General features: G+C 69.1%; 6 protein-coding genes and 1 pseudogene. All 7 read right to left on the bottom strand.

The annotated features are described in order from the left end of the window. Positions 1-266 (bottom strand): annotated as a pseudogene (locus ACT6QK_RS14530) (hypothetical protein); the annotation flags it as partial. A 143-nt stretch (positions 267-409) separates the two neighbouring features. Next, a complete protein-coding gene (locus tag ACT6QK_RS14525; RefSeq protein ID WP_444598539.1) occupies positions 410-2875 on the bottom strand; it encodes a zinc-dependent metalloprotease in 2466 nt (821 codons plus the stop codon). 80 nt (positions 2876-2955) lie between these two features. Then, positions 2956-3687 (bottom strand): energy transducer TonB, encoded by a 732-nt coding sequence (locus ACT6QK_RS14520; protein ID WP_444598538.1) that lies wholly within the window; start codon positions 3685-3687, stop codon positions 2956-2958. A gap of 66 nt (positions 3688-3753) precedes the next feature. Then, a complete protein-coding gene (locus ACT6QK_RS14515; RefSeq protein WP_444598537.1) occupies positions 3754-4314 on the bottom strand; it encodes an adenylate kinase in 561 nt (186 codons plus the stop codon). 31 nt (positions 4315-4345) lie between these two features. Then, entirely contained in the window at positions 4346-5728 is a 1383-nt protein-coding gene (secY, locus tag ACT6QK_RS14510) for a preprotein translocase subunit SecY (protein ID WP_444598536.1), read from the bottom strand. A gap of 129 nt (positions 5729-5857) precedes the next feature. After that, a complete protein-coding gene (gene rplO, locus ACT6QK_RS14505; RefSeq protein WP_444598535.1) occupies positions 5858-6451 on the bottom strand; it encodes a 50S ribosomal protein L15 in 594 nt (197 codons plus the stop codon). A gap of 138 nt (positions 6452-6589) precedes the next feature. Beyond that, entirely contained in the window at positions 6590-6778 is a 189-nt protein-coding gene (rpmD, locus tag ACT6QK_RS14500; RefSeq protein ID WP_444598534.1) for a 50S ribosomal protein L30, read from the bottom strand. Between the last annotated feature and the right edge of the window lie 98 nt (positions 6779-6876).

Here is a 6876-nt window from a genome sequence, read left to right as displayed (position 1 = left end):
TTCGCCGGCTCGGCCTTGGGCGGAATGGGCTCGGGGTGCGGCCGGGGCGGCGGCTTTCGCGTCTCGATCGGCGACCGCGCCGGCTCGGGGCGATTGGGCTGAGCGGGTCGGGGCGCGGCCCGGGCGGCTCCGCCCGGAGGCGGACCCAGCCAGACGTCGATCGCCTGAGGCGCGCTCTCGGGTGCGACGACTGCGGGCGGCGTGACCGGCATCAGGGCCCAGAGGATGAGCAGATGCACGAGCCCGACCGCCAGACCGGCGGTCACCCTGCTCGTCTTGCCCCGTCCTGATCGCATCACGCCCCGCCCCTGCAGGCTTCCTGTCTCGCGACATCCGGGCGAGGGGATGGCGGGATGCGACAGAACGGAAATGATCGGGGCAGGATCAGGACGTCCGGCGAAACATGGCTTCAGACGCCCCAGTCCTGTTCAGAACCGATGGGGCTGCCGGGCGGGACCGGGACGGTGCGTCCACGCTGCTCCAGCAACTGGTCCAGCCGCTCGCGGTCGGACAGAAGGTCGCCCAGCCGCTTCTCATGGGCGCGCTGCACCGGATCGACGGCGCGGGAGGCCGAAAGCCGGGTCGCCAGTTCGGCCAGCCGCGCCTCGACCACAGCCGCAGAGGTGTTGGACAGGCTGCGGTCGCGCAGCAGCCCGGCCAGGGTCAGGACATAGCGGGCCTGGACCCGGCGCGCCGGCTCGGCCAGACGGCCCGCCGCCGGGGCGAAGACCGAGCGGGTCGTGGTCTGGAGCGTTTCGTCCAGGCTCAGGGTCGCCGGATCGCGCCCGGCCTGATCGCTGAGGCGGTTGACGCGCTGGGGCGCGAACAGGGCCTGGAAGGTGACGTCCGCCGCCGCCTCGGCCGCCATGCCGGCGTCGAAGGCGCGGCCGTTCTGGCTGCGGAAGACCTCGATGTCGTTCTGGGGGTCGGGGTCGCCGGACTGTTGCGCGGCCAGCAGGGCAAGCAGGGGCTCGGCCAGGTCCAGCTGGGCCGGCGACAGGGTGGCGATCAAAGCCGCAAGGGCGCGGCGCTGTTCGGCGCCGGACACCGGCGTCGCCGCTTCCGCCCCGTCGCCTTTGACGGAATAGCCGTAATCGACGCCGCCGACGAACTTGGCGACCGCGTCCACCTGATAGCGGTGATAGAGGTAGATGGGGACCAGACGACGGCGCAGGTCGTTGACCGCCGAGCCCTTGGGCAGGTTGGCCAGGCCGAAACGGTCCAGAGCGATACGGCGGATCTGTAGGATGTGATCCATCTCGGCGATGGGATCCTCGCCATTGTCCCACAGACTGCCCCAGGGCTGGGCGTCGCCGCCGACGCGGGCGTCAGCGTCGGTGACATAGCGCAGGCGGCGCGCCCCCTCGGCGGCCTTGCGCTCCAGGGTTGCGGCGTCGGCCTCGGCATAGAGCCAGTCGACGGCGAAGTCGTCCCAGCCGCCCATGCCGACGCCGTAGGCGTTGGAGAAGTCGAGCTCGCCGTCGCGGACGGCGATCTTCGGCACCGGATAGTCCATCACCGAGCCGTTCCCTTGGGTCGAGGCGGCGAAGTTGTGCGCCAGGCCGATGGCGTGACCGACCTCATGCGCGGACAGTTGGCGGATGCGGGCCAGGGCGATGCGTTGCGGATCATTGGCGCCGCCGTCTCCCGTCTGGCCGGCCCCGACCAGGCCCTCGAAGATCAATATGTCCTGACGGATGCGCAGGGAGCCCAGCAGGACCGACCCCTTGACGATCTCGCCCGTGCGCGGGTCCGCGACGCTCTGGCCGTAGGACCAGCTGCGGGTCGCGCGGTTGACCCAGTTGATGACGTTGTAGCGGGCGTCCAGAGGATCGACCCCCTCGGGCAGGACCTCCACCCGGAAGGCGTCTATGAAGCCGGCCTTGTCGAAGGCGTCGGCCCACCAGCGTGCGCCCTCCACAAGGGCCGAACGGATCGGCTCGGGCGCGGCGCGGTCGACATAGAAGACGATCGGCTTGACCACGGTCGACCGGGCGGCGGTCGGGTCGGTCTTCTCCAGGCGGAAGCGGTTGGCCCAGCGATGGACCATGGCCTGATCGAGGGGCGCCGAGAAATCGGTCACCACGGTGGAGAAGCCTCCGGTGCGCGGGTCGAAGGCGCGCGGGCGATAGCCGTCGTCGGGCAGGCGGATGAAGCTGTGCCGGACCGTGAAGGTGGCCAGCCGGGCGTCCGGGGCGATCATCGACAACTGCGGCCCCGGCGTGTCGACCGCGAAGGTCAGCCGCGCCTCGAGCTCGACATTGTCGGGAAAGGCCCGCGCCTGGGCCGGATCGACCAGGGTCAGGTCGGCGACCGTCTTGAGAGTCCCCTGCCCGCTTGATTTCAGCTGTTCGGCGATGCCCATGGCGTCGCGGGTCAGAAAGCCGGCGATGTCGATCAGGACCGAGCCGTCGGGCGCGGTGGCCACCACGTCGCCGGACCAGACGGTCGATCCGACGAAGGCGTCGCGCGCCGCCACCTGTTCCTCGGGCGTGCCGGCGGGCGCGGCGTACTTCGGGTTCTCGAACTCGGCGACCACCTTCTTGCCGATGCGGCGGAAGGCCAGGATGTTGGTGGCGCCGATCTGTGCCCGGTCCAGGCCGGTCTGGGCCGAGCCGACGCCGGTGCGCAGGGCGGTGTGGTGGATGAGGCGGGTCATGACACCGTCCGGGGCGGCGGGCGGCAGTTGCACCAGAACCCGGCCGCCGGTCTGGTCCACGAAGATCGGCAGCAGGCCGTCCTGACGGGCCAGGGGGGCGACGACCTCGGCGTAAGGCTTGGGCGCGGGGTCCGCCGCCAGAACCTCCACGGGCGCGGCGCCCAGCATCAGGACCAGGGCGATCGCCGTCGCCGTCTTGCCGATGTAGCCCGTCATGCCGTCCCCCGTGTGCGATGCGGCATGGATAAGGGCGTGATTGGCCGGGAGGTGTCAAACGGGTTCGGGGCGGAATGCCCCTACTGGCGCCCGAACTGGACGCTGATGGTGACCCTCTGGCCCTCGATCGGTCGGCCGGACGCGGTCATCGGCGGACGGTAGCGGAAGAAGCCGGCGGCGCGCAGCCCCGCCTCGCCGAAGCGGAAGCCGACGGGCGTTTCGCTCACGACACGGCAGTCGTCCAGCCGCTCATCCACCCGGATGACGCAGTTGATCGAGGCCCGGCCCGCCTGACGGGCGCGACGCGCCTCGGGCGGGACGATGCTCAGGATCTCGGCGGTGCTGGCGCCCTTCAGGATCAGGGGCGGGGTTCCGCCGCGGCCGGGGCCGTCGCCGTCGCCGATGCCGTCGCCGGTCCCCTCGCCTTCTCCGCCCTGTCCCATGCCGGGGATCGGTGTGGCGACGGGCGCGGCGCCGACGATCAGGGGCTGGGTCGGGGCGGGCTTGGGCGGGGCGATGATTTCCGGGGGAAGTTCCGGCGGCTTGACCGGCAGATGCACGCGCGACGGCGCGGCGGGGGCGCCGCCGCCCGCGACCGGGGCCGGTTCGGCCGGCGGAGGCGGAAGCGGAACCGGCGGGGGCGGCTCCAAGGTCACGAAGAGCGGCGGCATGGCCGGGATCTGCACTGGCGCGGGGTTCACCAAACCGAGCATGGCGAACAGGGCCGCGTGGACGACGACCATGAACGTCCACACGCCGATCCGCACGCCCTTGGCGCGGTCGATCTTCGGAAGGGAGGCTCGGTCGGTCACGGCCCGATCCTAACGCATCAGACCGCCGGAAGGATGACGCCGGGGTTCAGCCGGCGTTCATGGCCATCAACCGAGAACGGCGTCGATGTCCGTCGCCACCGCCTCGATGGCGCGCATGCCGTCGATCTCGGTCAGCAGGCCCTTGTCGCCGTAATAGGGCAGCAGGGGCGCCGTGTTGCGGTTGTAGGCGGCCAGACGCACCTGGAAGCTTTCGGGATTGTCGTCCGGGCGGCCCTGTTCGGCGAACCGCTTGGACACCCGGGCCATCAGAGCCTCGTCATCGACCTTGAGCCGGATGACGTGGTCGATCTGCTTGCCCAGCTTGGCCAGCATCTCGTCCAGCGCCTCGGCCTGGGCCACCGTGCGGGGGAAGCCGTCGAAGATGGCGCCGCCCGCATCCTCGGCCTCTTTCAGCCGGGCCTCGATCAGGGCGATGACGATGTCGTCGGCGATCAGACCGCCCTGCGACATGATCTCCTTGCACTGCTGACCCAGCTCGGAGCCGGAGGCGATGGCCTCGCGCAGCATGTCGCCGGTCGAGAGCTGGACCATGCCGCGCGTCTCCACGAGACGCTTGGCTTGGGTGCCCTTGCCCGCCGCCGGCGGTCCGAACAGGATCAGGTTCATGTGTGCGCCCTCCCCCGGCGACTCAGTTCGTCTATCGACGTACGGGCGCCGCGCCGCCGCGTCCACCGCCGCGACCCCGAAGCTTGGCCTTCTTGATCAGACCTTCGTACTGGTGCGCCAGCAGCTGCGACTGGACCTGGGCCACCGTGTCCATGGTCACCGAGACCACGATCAGCAGGGACGTGCCGCCGAAGTAGAGGCTGTTGCCCATCTGGGAGACCAGGAATTCCGGCAGAAGGCAGACGGCGGTGATGTAGGCCGCGCCGATCACCGTCAGACGGGTCAGGACATAGTCGAGATATTCCGCCGTCCGCTTGCCCGGCCGGATGCCCGGCAGGAAGCCGCCGTATTTCCGCAGGTTCTCGGCCGTCTCTTCGGGGTTGAAGGTGATCGAGGTGTAGAAGAAGCAGAAGAAGATGATCAGGGCCGCGTAGAGGACCATGAACAGCGGCTGGCCGTGCGTCAGCTGGGCCGTCACCGTCGGCAACCAGCTCAACCAGGCCGGCAGATCGGCGTTGGCCGTGAACTGGGCGGCCGTGGTCGGCAGCATAAGCAGGGACGAGGCGAAGATGGCCGGGATGACGCCGGCGGTGTTGACCTTCAGCGGCAGGAACGACCGCTCGCCGCCGGTCATCCGGTTGCCTTCCTGGCGCTTGGGATACTGGATCAAAAGACGGCGCTGGGCGCGCTCCATGAAGACGATGAACATCACCACGGCCACGGCCATCAAGGCGATGAACATCAGGGAGAAGACCGACATCTGACCCTGCTGGGCCAGGCCGAACAGACGCGCCAGGGTGCCCGGCAGAACCGCCACGATGCCCGCGAAGATGATCAGCGAGATGCCGTTGCCGATGCCGCGCGCAGTCACCTGCTCGCCCAGCCACATCAGGAACATGGTGCCGCCCGTCAGGCTGACGACCGTGGGGATGATGAAGAACAGGCCCGGCTCGTCGATCAGGCCCGGCTGTCCGTTCAGGCCGGCCGCAATGCCCAGGGACTGGGCCAGGGCCAGGAAGACCGTCAGGTAGCGGGTGTACTGGTTCAGCTGCTTGCGGCCGCTTTCGCCGCCTTCCTTCTTCAGCTTCTCCCACGGCGGATAGACCGTGCCCATCAGCTGCACGATGATCGAGGCCGAGATGTAGGGCGTCACGTTCAGGGCGAAGACCGCCATCCGCTCCACCGCGCCGCCCGAGAACATGTTGAACATGTCCAGAATCCCGCGCTGACCGTCCGGGTTCTGGAAGAACTGCAGGAAGGCCGCGGAATTGATGCCCGGGATCGGCACATAGGTGCCGATGCGATAGACGAGCAGAGCGCCCAGGGTGAAGAGCAGCCGCTTGTGCAGGTCCGTCGCCTTGGCGAACGTCCCCATGTTCATGTTTGCGGCGAGTTGTTCAGCGGCCGAAGCCATAGGTCGATACCCCGACTGTCAGTGGGCGGCGCATCGGACCGGAATCCGGCGCCTGCGTCCAGATAGGCGAAGGGCGGCCTCTTAGCGAGACCGCCCCCGGACTATTTTGGCCTAAGCGGCGATTTGGTCTCAGCCCTTGGCGGCGGCGCGCTTGGCGCGGGCCGAGACCTTGTTGGCGTCACCTTGGGGCGCCTTGGCGGCCGGAGCCTTGCCCTTTGCGGCGTTGCGCTTCTCGACGCGGGCGGCGGCCTTGGCTTCAGCGGCGATGCGCTCCTGCACGACCGTGCCGCCGGCGGCTTCGATGGCCTTGATCGCGCCGGACGAGGCCGACCAGACGACCAGGTTCAGCGCGCCCTTGATCTCGCCGGTGCCCAGCAGACGGACGCCGTCCTTGACGCGACGGATCACGCCGGCGGCGACCAGGGCGTCGCCCTTGATCTCGCCCTTGATGTCCAGCTTGCCGGCGTCGATGGCGTCCTGCAGACGCCACAGGTTCACCTCCGCCAGCTTCAGGGCGTTCGGGTTGTTGAAGCCGCGCTTGGGCATGCGCATGTACAGCGGCATCTGGCCGCCTTCGAAGCCGCCGATGGCGACGCCCGAACGCGACTTCTGGCCCTTGACGCCGCGACCGGCGGTCTTGCCCTTGCCCGAACCCGGGCCGCGGCCGACGCGCATGCGCTTCTTGTGTGCGCCTTCGTTGTCGCGAATTTCGTTCAGTTTCATGTGCCTGATCCTTTCGGGTTCTAGCGCTCGCTGCAGCAGCGAACTCGGCTGTTGGACATGTGAAAAGTGCTAGTGAGTTGTGAGTGGGAAGCGTCGCCGCCGGCCCCTACTCACCACTCACTAGCACCACTCACTTGATTACTTCTCGACGATCTCGGTCAGGTGCTGGACCTTGGCGATCATGCCGCGGACCGAGGGGGTGTCTTCCAGCGTGGACTCGCGGCCCAGGCGGTTCAGACCCAGGCCCACCAGGGTGGCGCGCTGGTCGTTCTTGCGGCGGATCGGCGAACCGGTCTGCTTGACGGTGACGGTTTTCTTCTCGGCCATGACTTAGGACTCCACGGCTTCGGCGGTCTCGGCGGGAGCCGAGGCGCCGTCGTTGCGGCGGCCCATCAGGTCGGCGACCTTCTTGCCGCGCTTGGAGG

This window comes from Brevundimonas sp. (assembly GCF_052436175.1).
In the GTDB taxonomy this organism is placed as follows: domain Bacteria; phylum Pseudomonadota; class Alphaproteobacteria; order Caulobacterales; family Caulobacteraceae; genus Brevundimonas.
The sequence above is the reverse complement of the archived record's forward strand: the minus strand, read 5'-3'. Positions and strand labels throughout refer to the sequence as shown.

Coding starts and splice junctions, on each gene's coding strand:
- ACT6QK_RS14525 (WP_444598539.1), bottom strand. CDS start 2,875: ATGACGGGCTACATCGGCAAGACGGCGACGGCGATCGCCCTGGTCCTG.
- ACT6QK_RS14515 (WP_444598537.1), bottom strand. CDS start 4,314: ATGAACCTGATCCTGTTCGGACCGCCGGCGGCGGGCAAGGGCACCCAA.
- secY (WP_444598536.1), bottom strand. CDS start 5,728: ATGGCTTCGGCCGCTGAACAACTCGCCGCAAACATGAACATGGGGACG.
- rplO (WP_444598535.1), bottom strand. CDS start 6,451: ATGAAACTGAACGAAATTCGCGACAACGAAGGCGCACACAAGAAGCGC.
- rpmD (WP_444598534.1), bottom strand. CDS start 6,778: ATGGCCGAGAAGAAAACCGTCACCGTCAAGCAGACCGGTTCGCCGATC.